Source organism: Streptomyces sp. CA-181903 (genome assembly GCF_050937075.1).
Lineage (GTDB): Bacteria > Actinomycetota > Actinomycetes > Streptomycetales > Streptomycetaceae > Streptomyces.
Genome location: NZ_JBNJLY010000001.1, coordinates 6,184,521 through 6,201,514 on the forward strand (window position 1 = coordinate 6,184,521; position 16,994 = coordinate 6,201,514).

Genomic DNA, 16,994 nt, shown 5'->3' on the forward strand with positions numbered 1-16,994 from the left:
TGGAGGGAGTCTGCTCGCTTTGCCGCTCCGGGGACGGTCCGGACGGGCGGGTTCGTAGGATTCCCGCTGTGAAAGGTGCCTCTGTATCCGAATCCTTCGCGATCCAGCCCGACGACGTCCGAATCATCCGCGCACTCCAGGTCGCTCCGCGAGCCTCCTACGCCTCGATCGCGGCCGCGCTCGGCCTCACCGAGAGCACCGTCAACCGCCGGTACCGCCGCCTGTGCGCCGAGGGCGTCATCCGCGTCACCGGTGTGGTGAACCCGGGAGCGCTGGGCCAGAGCAGGTGGCTGGTGCGGCTGCGCTGCCGGCCCGGCAGCGTCGAGGCCATCGCGGACGCGCTCGCCCAGCGGGACGACGTCAACTGGGTGGCCGTGGCCGCGGCGGGCTCCGAGGTCACGTGCGCGACCCAGTCGCGGGACCGCGCGCGGCGCGAGGAACTGCTCGGTCAACGGCTTCCGCGCACCGCCGCGGTGCTCGACATCAACGCCTATGCCATGCTGCGCCAGTTCATGGGAGGCCGCGGCCACTACTGGGCGGCGCTCCACGGCACGCTGTCCCCGGAGCAGGAGGCCGCGCTCGCCGGCGGCGAGGATCCTCCGTTCACGGAGTCCCCGGTGGTCGCCGGCGACCCCGTACGCCTCACCACCGAGGACGAGCGGCTGCTCGGCGCGCTCGCCGTGGACGGCCGCGCCGGTCTCGTCGGCCTCGCCGCGGCGGCGGACTCCACCCCGGGCCGCGTCTCCCGCCGCCTCCGCACCCTGCTCCGGCAACGTGTCGTGTACATCGACGTCGAGATCGCGCCGGCAGCGCTCGGTTTCCACGCGCGGGCCAATCTGTGGCTGCGGGTGCATCCGTCGGAGGTGAAGAACGCCGGGCGCGCGCTGGCACGAGAGCCCGAGATCGCCTTCGCGGCGGCCATCTCCGGCCCGTACAACGTCCATGCCGTCGCCCACTGCCGGGATTTCGACGAACTCTTCGAATTCACCTCCGACCGCATCGGGGCCCTGCCGGGACTACAGAGCATGGAGGTGTCACCGGTCCTGCGACACGTAAAGCAGGCGGGCACGCTCGTATCCGGCGAGCGCCTCGCCGGACCGCACCGCGCCCGGACCCGAACGTGATCTGCGTCGCGATTCGGCCACCGGCCGTTTCGCGGGCCCGCCCGGTGTGAAGGCGCGCCGCGAAATCGGGCCCCGTGCGGGGAACGCCTGTTGCCGGGCCCGCGCCACCGCGGGAAAGGAACCGAGCCTTGTCAGGAGGCGGCAGCGTCGAGGTCCGGCGCGACGGCAGTGATCGGACGGCGGCCGGAGGACGGCACACACCAGACGGGCGGCGTACGGACGACACGGTCGTGGGCGGCACGGCCACGGAGGACGGGACGGCTGGGGACATCACCCGCACGGACACCACGCGCACGGACCCCACGCGCACGGACATCACCGTCACGGACGAGCGGCTGGTCAGACGCGCGGTGAAGGCGGCGGCGCTCGGCAACGCCATGGAGTGGTTCGACTTCGGCGTCTACAGCTATCTCGCCGTGACGATCGGTGACGTGTTCTTCCCCTCCGGTAATGACGCGGTCCGGCTGCTGTCGTCCCTCGCCACCTTCGCCGTGGCGTTTCTCGTCCGGCCGCTCGGCGGGCTGTTCTTCGGCCCGCTCGGCGACCGCGTCGGCCGCAAACGGGTACTCGCGCTGACGATGGTGCTGATGGCCGCCGGCACATTCGCCATCGGACTGATCCCGTCGTACGCGGTGATCGGGTTCTGGTCCCCGGTGCTGCTGATCGTCTTCCGGATGCTGCAAGGGTTTTCCACCGGGGGCGAATACGGCGGCGCGTCCACCTTCATCGCGGAGTACGCGCCCGACCAACGCCGTGGCTATTACGGCAGTTTCCTGGAATTCGGCACCCTCGCCGGTTACGTCGGCGCCGCCGGGCTCGTCACCCTCATGGGCATGTGGCTGGGCGGCGACGGGATGCGGGAGTGGGGGTGGCGCGTCCCCTTCCTCGTCGCCGGACCGCTCGGCCTCGTCGGCCTGTACCTGCGGCTGAAGTTGGAGGACACCCCCGCCTTCCGCAAGTTGACCGAGGAGGCCGAAAACCGCCCCGGGTACCGGGAGAAAGCGGCCGGCCTGCGGGAGATCTTCGCGACGCAGCGGTCGCGGCTGACCCTGTGCGTCGTCCTGGCCGGCGCCTACGGCATCACCGACTACATGCTGCTCTCCTACCTGCCCACCTACCTCACCGACCGCCTGGGGTACGACGACGCGCACGGCATCGCCGTCCTGATCGTGACGATGCTGCTGCTGATGTGCGTGGTCACGCTGGTCGGCCGGCTCAGCGACCGCGTAGGCCGGAAGCCGCTCCTCATGACGGGCATGGGCGGCTTCGTCATCCTGTCGGTGCCGGCCTTCCTGCTGATCGGACAGGGCAGCGTCGTCGCCGTCCTCGGCGGAACGCTCCTGCTCGGCCTCTCCCTCGTCTGCCTGCTCGGCACGATGTCGGCCGCCCTCCCCGCACTGTTCCCCACCCGCGTCCGTTACGGCTCCCTCTCCATCGGCTACAATCTCTCCACCTCCCTCTTCGGCGGCACGACCCCCCTCATCACCACCGGCCTGATCCACGCCACCGGCAGCGACCTGGCCCCCGCCTGGTACGCGGCCGGCGCGGCCCTCGTCGGCGTGGCGGCGGTGGCCTGCATGAAGGAAACGGCCGGCCGACCGCTGGAGGGCTCGCCGCCGTCGGTGTCGACGCGGGAGGAGGCGGCGGAGCTCGCACGCTCGCGGGGCGGCGGGACCTGACCACGGGGGGCCGCTCGCCGTGCCCCTCGCGTCGTACACGATGGTGCGGTGAACAGGGATACGGCGGGCGACGCCATCGTCGAAGCGGGCTGGCAGGCGGTACGCGACGACGGGCGCGTACGGGACGAACTCCTGGCGGTGGCCTACGCGGAGCCTCACCTGCGGCAGTTGTTCCCCTGGACCGGAATGGGAGAACTCCACTTCAGCCGCTGCACCGAACAGCGATGGACCTGGGGCATCTCCCTGGGGACGATGAGGCCGCGACTGGCGGCGGGAGAAGACCGGCAGCATCCAGGTGCCCCGCTGGGCGTCGTCCCTCGCATCCCCGAGGTCGCCCTTTCAGCACGTTCACCCGTTCAGGGTGGGAGTCGCCTTCCGCTGTCGCCGTGTACCCGGTGTCCTGGGGTGGAGCACACAGCGCGTCCGCGGCCAAGGCGAGGCGTATCCCGCGCCGAGCGCGGCTTCGCGACCTCATGGTCCCTGCCTGCGAGCACGTTCGTCCAGGCCCCGCGCACCTGCCCCACCCCTCCGCGAACGCCAGGGTATGACCGTGCTGGGCGACGGCGAAACGGTGACGTGGCCGGATGGCTTCAGGGGCACTGGTCGCCGGCCTTGTGCGAACGTGCGTACTCCCTGGGGGTCTGGCCGTACTGCTTCTTGAAGGCCCGGATGAAGTGGCTGCTGTCCGCGAACTGCCAGTGGGCGGCCAGTTCCGAGATGCTCCGCCGGCAGGTCGGCGTGGTGAGGGCGAGCCGGGCCTCTTCGAGTCGCCGGCGGCGGATGTAGAAGGCCACGGACTCTCCTGACACCGCGAATGCCCGCTGGAGTGTGCGTACGGAGACATTGAGCCCGCGCGCCAGCGTCGCAGGTGATAACTCGGGGTCGGGGAGACGGCTGTCCGCGAGATTCCTGGCGGCCTGGGCGAGCAGGGCCAGCTGGGTTTCCACGTCGTCCAACCGGCGCGTCATCGCCACTTTGGCCAACTCGATGAGGATGCTGTGGGCGGCCTCTACTGCGGCCGGACCAAGACCGGTCACGGTCTCGTGGACACTGTTCACCCGGGCCACCAGCAGGCGCACCCTCGCCGGGTCCGCCGGCCCGGTGGTGCCCTGGTCTCCGAGTAAGGGTGCGCATAACGCGGCGGGCAGTGCGACGGTGTTCCCCGATGTGTGCGGAGCCGTTCGAAAGTGCGATGGCCGGCCGATGTACCGGAGGAGGAACTGGCCGGATGCCACGGCATGTTCGTCGCGATCGTGTATGCCGCCCCTCCAGGCGCCGCATCTGACCACGTACAGCCGTATCTGATCCGCCGTGCCGCCCGCAGTGCGCACGGTCCGGATGGCCGACTCGTCGGCGACATCGATGACCGCCGCGCCGCGCACCCTGGCGGCACGCGTTGTGGCCCGGAAACCGCCGGTCTGCCGTTCCCACGCGTGTGGCACGGCATCGCACTCCCCGGGTGCGGCCGTGGTGTCCAGGGAGATCGGGCCGTCGGTCTTCGCGGCAGTGCTGTCCATCGCCGACCAGTCCTTTCGCATGGGCCGTTGTGACACGCGCTCGTGGCGCAGATGTCCTGTCGGAAAGTCGCTGTGGTCCAACTCTGCGCCGTCCTGATCTTCGTAGCATTCAGATACCGGGCAGCTGTAGAAGGTTGTACGACCGGTGCTTGCGAAACCGCGCGTCCCCCCCGGTGCCACACCGCTTCGACGGATGCCGGTCTCCTGGGCGGGTAGCCGGGTACTCGCAGGACTCATCGCTCAACCAGCGACCGCAGAGGGAGGCTTCATGAAAAGAAGTGCCAAACGGGTGGTCCTGGCCGCATTGACGAGCGTCGCGGCGGCGGCCTCATTCACCCTGGCCAGTGCACCCCAGGCCCTCGCGATGAACCAAGTGCCATGCACGCAGGACGACTTCCTGCAAATCGATGTCCATCCGACAGCCGGACCCACATCCACCCGGTGTTTCGCCAACGCCGGATTCATCGATTACCCCAGTGGGGATTTGTGGGTCACCCGGATCTGGACCGGCAACAACCGAGTTCAGTGGTTCGGGGACGGACGGTGGCAGCCCGAGGGCGGCATCAACAAGTGGACCGTCTTCCAATGGCCGCACCACCCCGGCGGGGTCCGCATGAACGCGATCAGGATTCTCTGAACCGCCCATGGTATCGGGGAAGGTGACCCTCCCCGATCGCGTCCCCTTTGGCCCGCAGGGCCACCTGCCGCAGCCTTCCGTAACCGATGAGCCAAGGGGCCACCGAGGACCGGCGGGACATCCGTGCTGTCCCTCGGTCAGGTCCCGGTCCGGGGCTGAGTAATGCGGCTTGCACCTTCCCACGGAGGAGAATTTCGATGAAACCGATCGCCGCCAAACGGGCCGTCCTGGCCGGGCTGACGACCTTGATGCTGACCACTTCGCTGACCGCCATCGCCACCACTGAGGCGTCTGCGGTCAATGTGGTCTCATGTGGCGTCAGCGACGAGTATACGCAGCTCACTTACCACGACACAGGCCAGTCCAACCGCGACGTCTGTCTCGCCAACGCCGGGGAGTTCGACCTTCACGGCAGCTATTACTGGGCTACCCGGATCTGGACCGGCAACAACCGCGTTCAGTGGTTCGGGGACGGACGGTGGCAGCCCGAGGGCGGCATCAACAAGTGGACCGTCTTCCAATGGCCGCACCACCCCGGCGGGGTCAGAATCGAGAAGATAAGGATCCTCTGACCGCAGGCGACACAGGGGCACGGCGGTTGCCGAACCGCCGTGCCCGGTGGGCACAGGCGACTGAGCCACGAGGGCGGGGGCGGCAGGTCCCATAGTGGCCGCACGTCCCGGACGGTGGTGCCGGACGCGGTCCGCCTGGAGCCCGGCGCCGACGTCGCCGCGGTGACCACGGTGCAGCCCCGCGAGGTCGTCGAGCGGCTGGTGGCCGCCGGCCGATGGCGGCCGGGTGACCCGGAGGTCCTGGCCGTGCCGGACGCGGGATACGACGCCCCGCGCATCGCCCACCTGCCGGGGTCGTGGAGAGACTACCGGCGCCGGGGTCGACAAGCCGGTCCGGCGATCGGTGGACCTGGCCGGTGATCGCCGCCTATGCCCGGCTCCGGCTCGTCCGCCCACTGGCCACCGACCTCCGCAGGCCCTGGGAGAAGCTCACCGAGCAGGACGGACCGACGCCCGGTCGCGTCCGCAGAGGGTTCAGGAACCTGCACACGAAGGCCGGCTCACCAGCCAGTGCACCGAAACCGTCCCGCCCCGGACCCGGAAGGCCACTGGGGTCGAAGAACCGCCACCGGGCCCCACGTCACGATGTGGGCAGAGTCCTTGCCACCGGCAAGGCGTTCAGTCGACCAGCGCACCACAAGGTCGGAACGGAACCGCGTCGAACTGGGTAAATGACAAGCTCAGCCCGTCCGGGGAGGGGGTTCGGGGGCTTGCCCCAGGGAGGGCGCGGTGACAGGGCGGGGCCAAGGCGCCCCCGCCCCTCAACGACTCCTGAGCACCTTCTCGATCGCCGCCATCACGTCCCCCAGCGGCGCGTCCGTCCGTGCCACCGCCACCAGCACCTCGCCGTCCGTCTGCGCGGTGACCGGCGGTCCGGGCGGGAGTGGGGCGCGGCCCGCGCCGATGCCCTTGCCGAAGGTTTCGCGGACGATGGCGAAGGCGTGGTCGAGCTGCGTTTCGACGTCGCCCTCGCCGCCGCTGCGGAGCCAGCGGCGGAGGACGTGGTTGTGGGCGGTGACGACGGCGGAGGCGGCGACCTCGGCGAGGAGGGGGTCGTCGTCGTGGTGGGTGCCCTCCTCGAAGTGGCCCAGGAGGTAGCGGGTGAAGAGGCGTTCGTAGCGGGCGACGGAGGCGATCTCGCGCTCGCGGAGGGTGGGGACCTCGCGGGTGAGGCGGTAGCGGGCGACGGAGACGGCGGGGGAGGCCGCGTACATGCGCATGACCTCCTTGATGCCGCGGCACACCGTGTCCAGCGGGTTCTCGTGCGCGGGCGCCGCGTCGAGGACCCCGGCCGCGCGGACGAGGGTGTCGTCGTGATCGGGGAAGATGGCCTCTTCCTTGGAGCGGAAGTGGCGGAAGAAGGTGCGGCGGGCGACCCCGGCCGCCGCCGCGATCTCGTCGACGGTGGTGGCCTCGTAGCCCTTGGTGGCGAACAACTCCATGGCCGCGGCGGCGAGTTTGCGGCGCATGGTGAGGCGCTGGGCGGCGGCGCGGCGGGGGCCCGCGGCCTCCGGGGCGGGGGAGGACGGCGAGGGGCGCGGGCCGGGCGGTCCGGGCTCGTCGGAGCTCCTGGTGGTGGTCCCGCGCGGGGAGCGGACGGACTTGGCGGGCTGGGACATGTGGGGAACGTAACACGCGCCCGCGCGGGCGTGCCGGGACGGACCGCCCGCCGGTTCCAGCAGGCCGCCCCAGCCTTCCGTCGCGCTTCGTACCCCTGGGCCCCTGGGCCGCTCGACCGCGTACCGCGGGTCCGGGTCCTGGGAGCCCTCACTCGCGCCCCGCGTGCCCGGGTTCCCGGAGCGTTCGGCCGCGGCCCGCGCGTCCAGGCCCCCGGAGCGTTCCGCCGCGCCCCGCGCGGCCGCGGCGTCAGGCCCGCGCATACTCGCGGAAGCCACGCCCCGTCTTGCGCCCGAGGCAGCCCGCCGCGACCAGGTGCTCCAGCAGCGGCGCGGGTGCCAGGCCCGGGTCGCGGAACTCGCGGTGCAGGACGCGCTCGATGGCGAGCGAGACGTCCAGCCCGACCACGTCGAGGAGTTCGAAGGGGCCCATCGGGTAGCCGCCGCCGAGCTTCATGGCCGTGTCGATGTCGTCCGGCGAGGCGTAGTGCTCCTGCACCATCTTCACCGCGTTGTTGAGGTACGGGAACAGCAGCGCGTTGACGATGAACCCGGCGCGGTCCCCGCAGTCCACCGGGTGCTTGCGGACGGCCGCGCAGATCTCGCGGACCGTGGCGTGGGCGTCGTCCGCCGTCAGCACCGTCCGCACCACCTCCACCAGCTTCATCGCGGGCGCCGGGTTGAAGAAGTGCATGCCCACGACGTCCTGCGGGCGGGACGTCGCCCGGGCGCAGGCGATCACCGGCAGCGAGGAGGTGGTGGTGGCCAGGACGGCTCCCGGGCGGCAGATCTTGTCGAGTGCCGTGAACAGCTCCCGCTTGACGTCGAGGTCCTCGGCCACCGCCTCCACGGCCAGGTCGACGTCCGCGAGGGCGTCCAGGGAGCCGGCCGGGGTGATCAGTTCCAGGGCCGCATCCCGCTGCCCGGCGGTGATCCTGCCCTTCTCCACCGAGCGGGCCAGCGACGCCGCGACCCGGTCGCGGGCGGCCTCCGCCTTGCCGGCCGTGCGGGCGGCGAGCACCACCGGCAGGCCCGCGCGGGCGAAGACCTCGGCGATGCCGCTCGCCATCGTGCCCGAGCCGACGACGCCGACGGAGCGCACGGGCCGGCCGGCCGTCCGGCCGGTGGACGACTCCGGCGTCTCCGCGTCCGGAACCGTGTCCGCCGAGCCCGGTGCCGCGTACGTGTAGAAGCCGCGGCCCGCCTTGCGGCCGGTCAGCCCGGCCGCGGCCAGCTGCCCGAGGATCGGCGCGGGGGCGTGCAGCCGGTCGTGCGAGGCCGCGTACATGGCCTCCAGGACGGTCCGGGCGGTGTCGACACCGATCAGGTCGAGCAGGGCCAGCGGGCCCATCGGCAGGCCGCAGCCCAGCTTCATCGCGGCGTCGATGTCCTCGCGGGACGCGTACCGCGACTCGTACATCGCCGCGGCCTGGTTGAGGTAGCCGAACAGCAGCCCGTCCGCGACGAATCCGGGCCGGTCGCCGACCGCGACCGGCTCCTTGCCCAGTTCGTGGGCGAGCGCGGTGACGGCGGCGACCGCGCTCGGCGCGGTGAGCACCGAGGAGACCACCTCCACCAGCTTCATCGCCGGGGCGGGGTTGAAGAAGTGGAGGCCGAGCACCCGTTCGGGATGGGCGGAGTCGGCGGCGAGACGGGTGACGGACAGCGCGTTGGTGCCGGTGGCCAGGATCGTCGTGGGCGCGACGATCCCGTCGAGGGCGGTGAAGACGTCGTGCTTGAGTGCGTAGTCCTCCGGCACGACCTCGATCACCAGGTCCGCACCGGCGGCGTCGGCGAGGTCGGCCGAGGTACGGAACCGGCCCAGCGCGGCCCGGCGTTCGTCCTCGGTCAGCTTGCCGCGCGCGACCGCACGGGAGGTGGCGGCGGTGAGCGCCGCCACGGCCCGGCCGGCCGCTTCCGCGCTGACGTCGATGCCGACGACCTCGCGGCCGGCCCGCACCAGGGCCTCGGCGATGCCGGAGCCCATGGTGCCGAGGCCGACGACGGCGACGGAACGCAGCGGGCCGGCGGGGGTGGTGTTCTCGACGGTACGGCCGGTGGCGGGGGACGGCGGAACGGCGGACTGACGGTCCATGACGGGACTCCAGAGGGTGTTTTCCGGCGCGGGGGCCCGCCGGGAGCGACGGCGGGGGTGCCCCGGGCGCGGGGAGCTCGACGGGAGCGGTCTCGATGGGAGCTGCCTCGGCGGGAACCGTCCCGACGGGATCGACGGGAGCGGTCTCGACGGGAGCTGCCTCGACGGGATCGACGGGGTACCGACCCGGCGACGCTGCCGGGTGCGGGGGCGCGGCGCGTCCCTGCGCGGGCGCGGCGCCTTAAGGATTGCCGCGGACGGGTAAAGGGCGTCCACGGGGGAGGAGTCGTGCGAGCGGCCGGCCCTGTCCCGGGGCCGAGCCGTACTGGAGTGCCGAACCGGCGGGCGGCACCGGGAACTCCGGTGCCACGACGGCCGCGTCACCGGCCGCCCGAGCCGGGGTGCGGCTCGTGCCGGGAGATTAACTCACCGGTAACCGCGAGCGCCAGGGGGCGGGGGCCCGAATTAGTATGTGGTACAGGCCACTCGGGGAGGAGCGGGAATGGAAGAGGAATTCCGCGTACTGCTGAAGCGGGTGCGGGCCGAACTGGTCTCCCCGGCCGAGTTCACGGCGTACGAACGGCTGCTGGCCCTGGCACGCACCGACGGCCGCGCCGCCCGCGACGAGCTCGCGGAGGTGCTGGTCGCCCCCGAACAGCCGCTCTGGGCCCGCGAGATCGCCGCCTTCGCGCTCGGCGTCCAGGGCGACCGGCGGGCCTTCGAGACACTGGTGCTGCTGCTCAACTACCGGGAGCCGGTGCGGTGCGCCACGGCGGCGCACGTCCTCGCGCGGCTCCGGGACCCGCGTACGGCGCGGGCCGCCGCCGCCCTCGCCACCAACCCGCTGCGGACCGCCTACGCAGTCCACCCCGTCCGGCTCCTGACCGAACTGCGCGCACCCGAGTCCGTGCCCGCTCTTCTCTCCACGCTGGAGCGGCTGTTGGCCGCCCGGGATCACTGCTGGCCCGTCGCCCGGGCTTGTGTGGAGGGGCTGGGGCTGCTCGGCGACCGGCGGGCGGAGGCGACTCTCGTCGCCGCGCGCGAGCATGAACGGTTGCGGCCCGCCGCGGTGGTGGCTCTCGCCAGGCTGAACGGGCGGCCCCTGCCGACGGTGCGTGCGCGGCCGCGGGGGTGAGGTGCCCCGGTCCCGCCCTTTCGCCGTTTCCTGGGGCCGGCCCCCAGTCCCCTGAAACCGCGCTCCGCGCGGTTGTCCTCAATCGCCGGACGGGCTGAATATCAGCCCGTCCGGCGATTGAGGACAAGCCTGGGGGCCCGCCCCCTACACCCCCCGCACATACCGCACCTCCACCAACGGCTCCCCCTCCACCTCATCCACCCGCTCCGCCCCATCCGCCGTGAACCCCGCGCGAGCGTAGAAGCGGCGGGCGCGTGCGTTCTCGCGCAGTACCCACAAACCCAGCCGGGCGTCCCCCCGCTCCCGCGCGTCCTCCAGCACGCCGGCGCACAGTGAGCGCCCCACGCCGGTGCCGACGAGCGCGGGCCGTACGTAGAGGGCGTACAGCTCGCCGGCGGGCGCCGGGAGGTCATCGTCGCGGCAGGGGCCCAGGCAGGCCCAGCCCACGACGCCGTCGGCGGGGGACTCGGCCACCAGTTCCGCCATGGGGGACTCGGCCGTCGCCCGGCGTGCCCGGTGGGCGGCGGCGTCCGCGAGGGGGTCCATGGCGTCGAGGTACGCGTCGGGGACGAGCCCCCGGTACGCCGTCCGCCAGCCGGCGACCCGGATCTCCGCCACGGCGTCCACATCGTCGCCGGTCATCTTCCGTATGCGCACCATGCACGCACGTTAGCGGTCCGGAGACGCCCGCAGACGGAAACGTCGGGATGTACGCGGAACGAGCGCACCCCGATTTGGGCAGGTGGGGCGATGGTGATTGGCTTTGCCCGCACCCGCGGGACACGCGGGCTGCCGCACATACCGTCAGCACATATCGTCATCCCGGAATCCCGGAGGGCAAGTCATGGGCCAGGTCGAGGCCACCACCGAGCGGATCATCGCAGCGGACCCGGAGGAGGTGTTCGACACGCTCGCCGACTACAGCGGCACCCGTGCCAAGCTGCTGCCCGAGCAGTACAGCGAGTACGAGGTGCGGGAGGGCGGCGACGGCGAGGGCACGCTGGTGCACTGGAAGCTCCAGGCCACCAGCAAGCGCGTCCGGGACTGCCTGCTGGAGGTCACCGAGCCGTCCGCCGGGCAGCTGGTGGAGAAGGACCGCAACTCCAGCATGGTGACCACCTGGACGGTCACCCCCGCCGGCGAGGGCCGCGCCAAGGTCGTCGTCAGCACCACGTGGACCGGCGCCACCGGCATCGGCGGCTTCTTCGAGCGGGCCTTCGCGCCCAAGGGGCTGGCCCGGATCCACGACGCCGTGCTCGCCCGGCTCGCCGGTGAGGTGGAGAAGGGCTGACTCCCTCCGTAGCGTCGGCCCGCCACGGCCGACCCTGCGGCCTCACCTGTTCGAGTGGTTTTCCCGGCCCGGCGCCGGGCCGTCAAACGCCTCCCACCGGCGGAAAGCCGTCACGGCCGTACTCCCGGGTAAATCGTCGCGCTTGCTCCCCGTTGTCGCGTAATGCGAAAAAAGGGCGGCCGGACGACCAGGCGCGACGACGGGAGCACACACGTGGGCGGGTCCATCTCCGAGGCCATCGTGGCGAAGAGCGGTCCGCCCGCCCTGCCCGCGAGCGGCCCCGTCCCGGCCGGGAACCCCGACCGGGACCCCCGGCCGGGACGGGGGCGGGTCCGCGTCGTCTTCATCGCGCTGATGCTCACCCTGCTCCTCGCGGCGCTCGACCAGACGATCGTGGCCACCGCCCTCCCGCGGATCGTCGGCGACCTGCACGGCGTGGACCGCATGCCGTGGGCCGTCACCGCCTACCTGCTCACCTCCACGGTGGTGCTGCCGCTCTACGGCAAGGTCGGCGACCTCCTCGGCCGCAAGACCGTCTTCGTCTTCGCGATCGTCGTCTTCGTCCTCGGCTCCGGACTGGCCGGCTGGTCGCGGACCATGGACCAGTTCATCGCCTTCCGCGCGCTCCAGGGCGTCGGCGCCGGCGGGCTGCTGATCGGCGTGCAGGCGATCATCGCCGACATCGTCCCGCCCCGGGAGCGCGGCCGCTTCATGGGCGTCATCAGCGCCGCCTTCGGGCTCGCCTCCGTCGCCGGGCCGCTGCTGGGCGGGTTCTTCACCGACCACACCTCCTGGCGCTGGTGCTTCTACGTCAACGTCCCCTTCGGGCTGGTCACCCTCGCCGTCGTCCTCAAGGCCCTGGACCTGCCCCGGCCCACCGCCCGCGGCCGGTTCGACGTCCTCGGCGCGCTGCTGCTCAGCACCTCCGCCACCTGCCTGGTGCTGCTGACCAGCTGGGGCGGCACCGAGTACGCGTGGAACTCGCGCGTCACCATCGGCCTCGCCGCCGGCGCGCTCGGCACGGCCCTGCTGTTCCTCGTCGTCGAGCAGTACGCGGCCGAGCCCATCATCCCGCCCCACCTCTTCCGCGACTCCGTCTTCCTCGTCACCGGGCTGATCGGCGCGGTGGTCGGCGTCGGCCTCTTCGGCGCCGCCAGCTACCTGCCGACCTTCCTGCAGATGGTCGACGGGGCCGACGCGACGGAGTCCGGGCTGCTGATGCTGCCGATGATGGGCGGCGTCGTGGCCGCCTCCCTCGTCGCCGGCCAACTCGTCAGCCGCACCGGCCACTACAAGCTGCTGCCCGTCCTCGGCTGCGCCCTCGCCGCCGAAGGCATGTACCTGCTGTCACACCTGGACGCCGGGACGGGCCGGCTGGTCTACAGCCTCTGGATGGCCGTCCTCGGCACCGGCATCGGTCTCTGCCTGCCCGTCCTCATCCTCGCCGTGCAGAACTCCGTCCACCCCGCCGACCTCGGCACCGCCACCAGCGCCAACAACTTCTTCCGGCAGATCGGCGGTTCGGTCGGCGCGGCCGTCTTCGGCACCCTCTTCGCGCACCGGCTGGCCCACCGCCTCGCCGGTGAACTGCCGCGCCGCGCGGGGCTCCCGGACGCCGACTCCCTCACACCCGGCCTGGTGCACGCCCTCCCGGCGGCGCTGCGGGACGGCTACGTCCGGGCGTACGCGGACGCCATGCCGCGGATCTTCCTCTACCTGGTGCCGGTGTTCATCCTCGGCTTCCTGCTCGCCTTCCTGCTGAAGGAGAAACCACTGGTGTCCCACAACGCCCCCGAAGCGCCCACCATCCCGCCCGCCCGCAACGAGCCGGCCCCGCCGCCGCCCGCGCCACTGATCACCGACGCGCCACTGATCACCGAGCCGGACCCGCGGCGCGAGGTGTACGCCCGCGAGGGCACGTACGTCCGTGAGGAGGCGTACCTCTCCGACGACGCGCGGGGCGAAGCCCCGTACGCCGCCGGGGTGCCCGTCACCGGCGCCGTCCAGCACCAGGACGGCACCACCGTCGCCCGCGCCGCGCTCACCCTGATCGACGCCCAGGGGCGGCAGATCGGGCGCGGCTCCAGCGGCGAAGACGGCCGGTACGCGCTGAACACTCCCGGCACCGGCTCGTACGTCCTCATCGCCGCGGCCGGGGGCCACCAGCCGCAGGCGGTCACCGTGACCGTCGGCGACCGGCCGGTCGAACTCGACGTCGTCCTCGGCGGCGCCGGCCGGCTCGCGGGCACCGTCCGCGCCGCCGACGGCAGCCCGGTGTGCGAGGCGCTGGTGACGCTCACCAGCGTCCAGGGCGAGGTCGTCGCCACCACCCGCACCGGGCACGAGGGCGGCTACGTCATCGGCGAACTCGTCGCCGGCGAGTACACCCTGGCCGCCAGCGCCCCCGCCTACCGCCCGGCCGCGCTCCCCGTCACTGTCCAGTCCGCCCGCGAGACCCGGCAGGACGTCGAGCTGGCGGGCGGCGCGGTGCTGCGCGGGACGGTACGGGCCGGGGGCGGCCGACCGGTCGAGGACGCCCGCGTCACCCTGCTCGACGCGGCCGGGAACGTCGTCGACTCCGCGATCACCGGCGCCGACGGCACGTTCCGCTTCGTCGACCTGTCCGCGGGGGAGTACACGGTGGTCGCGGCCGGGTACCCGCCGGTGGCGACGGTGCTCCAGGTCGCCGGGGGCGGCCGGACGGAACGGGACCTGCAACTGGGCCACGCCGACCAGGGGATGACGGACATGTTCCGGGAGCGCCACGGGAGGTGAACCGCCGTTCCGGCGGCCCTCGTTCAGGGGCGCCCGGCGCGGCGGTACACCGTGTGCTGGAGCTGGTCCTTGGCCGGCCCGGTGGTCCGCCAGGTGAGGCGCCACTCGTCGGCCGAGACGACGGTGAACGTCCCGTCGTAGCGGTCCCGGCCGCAGGGGTGGCGGGTGGTCCAGCGCCCGGTCCGCAGATCCAGCGGGTGGAAGGGACGGCCGTCGGCGAAGCGGACGTCGGCCGTGCCGTCCGGCCGCCCGTACAGCAGGAGCGTCCGGCCCGCCCGGCCGGTGGCGCCGTTCCAGGTGAGCCCGCCGTCCTCGACGTGCAGCAGGTGCGTCCCGCCGGCGGCCGGGCGGAACACGGCCGTACCGCGGAAGGTGCCCTCCTGGCCGGTGGCCAGATCGCGGAGGACGCGGTGCACCGTCCAGTGCCCGGTGAGGTGGGCCACGGCGTCGGGGACGGGGTGGGGGACGGGACGGGGGTGCCGGGGGTCGTAGGGACGGGGGCGGTGGGGCTCATGGGAGGCATTATCGCGTGAGGGGGCGGGGAGACCCTTCACGGTGCGTCGGCTCGCCGCCGGTTCTCCACGGAGCTGCGCAGGTGCCGGACCCGGCCCCGATCCCCGTCGGCCGCCCCTCGGCCTGAACGCCCCCTCAGCCACCGGAGTTCGCCGAGCAGCGCCCTCGACGACGGCTTCCGGCGCGGCGAGGTACGGGGTCGGCCGCCTCGCGTACCCGGACCTCCGGCCCGCCGTCCACATCGCCCCCGGCGCGCTCCAAAACCGCGTCCGCACCAAGGGATCGCGCCGGGGCGACGAGATCGGCAGCCTGGGAGCCGGCAAGCGGGGCGGCCTCGTCCCCTTCCCGTCGGCGACCGGCGGCACGTCTCCCCGGCCCGCGCCCGCCGGCGGGTCCTCGGCGGTTCCGGGGCGGCAGCGGCCGGTTCGCGTCTCTCGGCGGACAGCGGCTCCACGGTGAACTGTCCCCAAGGGCCCGGCTTCCGCCACGTCCGGCGGGCACCGGCCCCGGACGTCCTCCGGCCCGCCGACGAAGGAGACCACACGATGACGGTGTTCGGACTGCACGGCACGGCGCTCGTCACCGGCGCCGCGGGCGGCATAGGCGAGGCCGTGGCCCGCGCCCTGGCCGCCGAGGGCGTGGCCGTGGCCCTGCTCGACCGGGACGAGGGCGCGCTCGCGGCCCTGGCCGGCGGCCTCTCGGGCGGCGGCCGGCGGGTCCTCGCCCTGCCCGCCGACGTCACCTCCGCCGCCGAGGTCGAGGCGGCCGTCGCCACCGCCGAACGCCGACTCGGCCCGCTCACCCACCTCGTCAACAGCGCCGGAATCCTGCGCTCCGGCAGCGTCCGCGAACTCACCGAGGCCGACTGGAACGCCGTCCTCGGCGTCAACGCCACCGGCGTCTTCCACGTCAGCCGGGCCGTCGCCGACCGGATGGCCCGCCGCCGCTCCGGCGCGATCGTCACCATCGCCTCCAACGCCGGCCGCACCCCGCGCGCGAACCTCGCCGCCTACGCCGCCTCCAAGGCCGCGGCGGGCATGTTCACCGCCTGCCTCGGCCTGGAGCTCGCCGCGTACGGCGTCCGGTGCAACGTGGTCGGCCCCGGCTCGACGGACACCGCCATGCTCACCGCCCTCTGGGACGACGCGGACGCCGCCCGCGCGCACTCGGTCGACGGCGTCCCGGAGGAGTACCGCCTCGGCATCCCGCTCCGGAAGGTCGCCCGTCCCGAGGACATCGCCGACGCGGTCCTGTTCCTGCTCTCCGACCGCGCCGCGCACATCACGATGCACCACCTCACCGTCGACGGCGGAGCCACCCTCGGCGCGTGACGCCGCCGCCGCTCCCACCACGAAAGGACGCACCGTGGCCATCCCGCCGATCACCCCGTACCCCATGCCGGCCGCCGGCTCCCTGCCGCGGAACGCCGCAGGCTGGACCGTCGACCCCCGGCGCGCGGTGCTGCTCGTCCACGACATGCAGCGGTACTTCCTGCGTCCGTTCCCCGCCGGGCAGTCACCGGCGGCCGAACTCGTCGCCAACGTCGCGGCCCTGCGCGGGGCGTGGGCCGGCGCCGGCGCGCCCGTGGTCTACACGGCGCAGCCCGGCGGGATGACCGACGAGCAGCGCGGCCTGCTCAAGGACATCTGGGGCGCCGGGATGCCGGCGGGGGAGGAGCACCGGGCGGTCGTCCCCGAGGTGGCGCCCCGGGACGGGGACGTGGTGCTCACCAAGTGGCGGCCTTCCGCGTTCTGCCGTACCGGGCTGCTCGACCTGATGCATCGTCGGCAGCGCGACCAGTTGGTCATCTGCGGCGTCTACGCGCACGTCGGCATCCTGATGTCCGCCCACGAGGCGTTCTCGAACGACGTCGAGACCTTCGTGGTCGCCGACGCCGTCGCCGACTTCACGGCCGAGTACCACCGGATGGCCCTGGAGTACGCGGCGTCGCGCTGTGCCGTCGTCCTCCCCACCGCCGCAGCGCTGGCCGCCGTCGGCCCGGAGGGGCGTGACCGCGCGCGTGCCGTGTGACCGCGCGGG

At 73.0% G+C, this 16,994-nt stretch carries 15 protein-coding genes and 1 pseudogene; 11 read left to right on the top strand and 5 right to left on the bottom strand.

Annotation, left to right across the window (positions count from 1 at the left end; translation table 11 throughout):
* Nucleotides 1-68: 68 nt before the first annotated feature.
* The 3 genes and pseudogenes from ACQEVS_RS27540 to ACQEVS_RS27550 form a co-directional block, all read left to right on the top strand.
* Nucleotides 69-1,124 carry an Lrp/AsnC family transcriptional regulator gene (locus ACQEVS_RS27540; RefSeq protein ID WP_433024572.1) on the top strand — a complete coding sequence of 352 codons (1,056 nt, stop codon included), beginning with the start codon at nucleotides 69-71 and terminating at the stop codon, nucleotides 1,122-1,124.
* Nucleotides 1,125-1,393: 269 nt separating this feature from the next.
* A complete protein-coding gene (locus ACQEVS_RS27545) occupies nucleotides 1,394-2,803 on the top strand; it encodes an MFS transporter (protein WP_433027948.1) in 1,410 nt (469 codons plus the stop codon).
* Nucleotides 2,804-2,851: 48 nt separating this feature from the next.
* Nucleotides 2,852-3,034 (top strand): annotated as a pseudogene (locus ACQEVS_RS27550) (DUF6193 family natural product biosynthesis protein); the annotation flags it as partial.
* A gap of 359 nt (nucleotides 3,035-3,393) precedes the next feature.
* On the opposite strand, the gene ACQEVS_RS27555 reads toward ACQEVS_RS27550, so the two are convergent.
* Nucleotides 3,394-4,401: a helix-turn-helix domain-containing protein gene (locus ACQEVS_RS27555; RefSeq protein ID WP_433024574.1), complete on the bottom strand. Its 1,008-nt coding sequence runs from the start codon at nucleotides 4,399-4,401 to the stop codon at nucleotides 3,394-3,396.
* Nucleotides 4,402-4,588: 187 nt separating this feature from the next.
* Here ACQEVS_RS27555 and ACQEVS_RS27560 point away from each other — a divergent pair, with 187 nt between their 5' ends.
* From ACQEVS_RS27560 to ACQEVS_RS27570, 3 genes are all read left to right on the top strand, one after another.
* Nucleotides 4,589-4,957 (top strand): beta/gamma crystallin domain-containing protein, encoded by a 369-nt coding sequence (locus ACQEVS_RS27560; protein ID WP_433024576.1) that lies wholly within the window; start codon nucleotides 4,589-4,591, stop codon nucleotides 4,955-4,957.
* Between the two features lie 197 nt (nucleotides 4,958-5,154).
* Nucleotides 5,155-5,529, top strand: a complete 375-nt coding sequence (locus tag ACQEVS_RS27565; protein ID WP_433024578.1) for a beta/gamma crystallin domain-containing protein — start codon at nucleotides 5,155-5,157, stop codon at nucleotides 5,527-5,529.
* A 117-nt stretch (nucleotides 5,530-5,646) separates the two neighbouring features.
* The gene (locus tag ACQEVS_RS27570) at nucleotides 5,647-5,889 is read left to right on the top strand and encodes a hypothetical protein (RefSeq protein ID WP_433024580.1); all 243 of its coding nucleotides are present in this window, start codon (nucleotides 5,647-5,649) and stop codon (nucleotides 5,887-5,889) included.
* A gap of 401 nt (nucleotides 5,890-6,290) precedes the next feature.
* Here ACQEVS_RS27570 and ACQEVS_RS27575 read toward each other — a convergent pair whose 3' ends face one another.
* Together ACQEVS_RS27575 and ACQEVS_RS27580 are read right to left on the bottom strand one after the other, a co-directional pair.
* Nucleotides 6,291-7,148 carry a TetR family transcriptional regulator gene (locus tag ACQEVS_RS27575; protein ID WP_433024582.1) on the bottom strand — a complete coding sequence of 286 codons (858 nt, stop codon included), beginning with the start codon at nucleotides 7,146-7,148 and terminating at the stop codon, nucleotides 6,291-6,293.
* A gap of 247 nt (nucleotides 7,149-7,395) precedes the next feature.
* Complete coding sequence (locus ACQEVS_RS27580) at nucleotides 7,396-9,240, bottom strand: 3-hydroxyacyl-CoA dehydrogenase family protein (RefSeq protein ID WP_433024584.1); 1,845 nt, start codon at nucleotides 9,238-9,240, stop codon at nucleotides 7,396-7,398.
* A 502-nt stretch (nucleotides 9,241-9,742) separates the two neighbouring features.
* Between ACQEVS_RS27580 and ACQEVS_RS27585 the strand changes: the two genes are divergently transcribed.
* Complete coding sequence (locus ACQEVS_RS27585) at nucleotides 9,743-10,375, top strand: HEAT repeat domain-containing protein (protein WP_433024586.1); 633 nt, start codon at nucleotides 9,743-9,745, stop codon at nucleotides 10,373-10,375.
* Between the two features lie 144 nt (nucleotides 10,376-10,519).
* Here the strand turns inward: ACQEVS_RS27585 and ACQEVS_RS27590 are convergent, their stop codons facing one another.
* Nucleotides 10,520-11,035, bottom strand: coding sequence for an N-acetyltransferase family protein (locus tag ACQEVS_RS27590; RefSeq protein WP_433024588.1), 516 nt, complete (start codon nucleotides 11,033-11,035; stop codon nucleotides 10,520-10,522).
* A gap of 184 nt (nucleotides 11,036-11,219) precedes the next feature.
* Here ACQEVS_RS27590 and ACQEVS_RS27595 point away from each other — a divergent pair, with 184 nt between their 5' ends.
* Both ACQEVS_RS27595 and ACQEVS_RS27600 read left to right on the top strand, forming a co-directional pair.
* Nucleotides 11,220-11,666 carry an SRPBCC family protein gene (locus tag ACQEVS_RS27595; protein WP_433024590.1) on the top strand — a complete coding sequence of 149 codons (447 nt, stop codon included), beginning with the start codon at nucleotides 11,220-11,222 and terminating at the stop codon, nucleotides 11,664-11,666.
* A 213-nt stretch (nucleotides 11,667-11,879) separates the two neighbouring features.
* Nucleotides 11,880-14,441, top strand: a complete 2,562-nt coding sequence (locus ACQEVS_RS27600) for an MFS transporter (protein WP_433024592.1) — start codon at nucleotides 11,880-11,882, stop codon at nucleotides 14,439-14,441.
* 23 nt (nucleotides 14,442-14,464) lie between these two features.
* Here ACQEVS_RS27600 and ACQEVS_RS27605 read toward each other — a convergent pair whose 3' ends face one another.
* Complete coding sequence (locus ACQEVS_RS27605) at nucleotides 14,465-14,884, bottom strand: DUF6314 family protein (protein ID WP_433024594.1); 420 nt, start codon at nucleotides 14,882-14,884, stop codon at nucleotides 14,465-14,467.
* A 615-nt stretch (nucleotides 14,885-15,499) separates the two neighbouring features.
* Between ACQEVS_RS27605 and ACQEVS_RS27610 the strand changes: the two genes are divergently transcribed.
* Nucleotides 15,500-16,285, top strand: a complete 786-nt coding sequence (locus ACQEVS_RS27610; protein ID WP_433024596.1) for a 2,3-dihydro-2,3-dihydroxybenzoate dehydrogenase — start codon at nucleotides 15,500-15,502, stop codon at nucleotides 16,283-16,285.
* 34 nt (nucleotides 16,286-16,319) lie between these two features.
* Nucleotides 16,320-16,985, top strand: coding sequence for an isochorismatase family protein (locus tag ACQEVS_RS27615; RefSeq protein ID WP_433024598.1), 666 nt, complete (start codon nucleotides 16,320-16,322; stop codon nucleotides 16,983-16,985).
* The last annotated feature ends 9 nt before the right edge of the window (nucleotides 16,986-16,994 follow it).